1 pseudogene is annotated in these 235 nt (G+C 60.4%); it reads right to left on the bottom strand.

The window, feature by feature from the left end:
- A pseudogene (locus tag ACCC96_RS30435) lies at window positions 1–235 on the bottom strand (hypothetical protein); the annotation flags it as partial.

Below are 235 nucleotides of genomic sequence, written 5' to 3'. Positions count from 1 at the left end.
CTTCTTGCCGTTGCTGACCGGCTCGACGTCGAGCGTCAGCCGGTGGTCCATACGGTCCTTCTTGGTTTGCAGGTACCGAAGGTTCTGCTCCCGGGACGGCACCTCCGTAGGCACCATCTCCACGACAGTCACCCCGGCTTTGTCCAGGCGGTGCTGTTTGTCCGGGTTGTTGCTCAACAGCCGGACTTCGTTGAGACCCATTTCGGCAAGGATCTGACCCGCTGCACTGTAGGAA

Source organism: Pseudomonas sp. Pseusp11, from assembly GCF_047304405.1.
GTDB lineage: Bacteria > Pseudomonadota > Gammaproteobacteria > Pseudomonadales > Pseudomonadaceae > Aquipseudomonas.
This window is presented reverse-complemented; position numbering and strand designations above follow the sequence as displayed.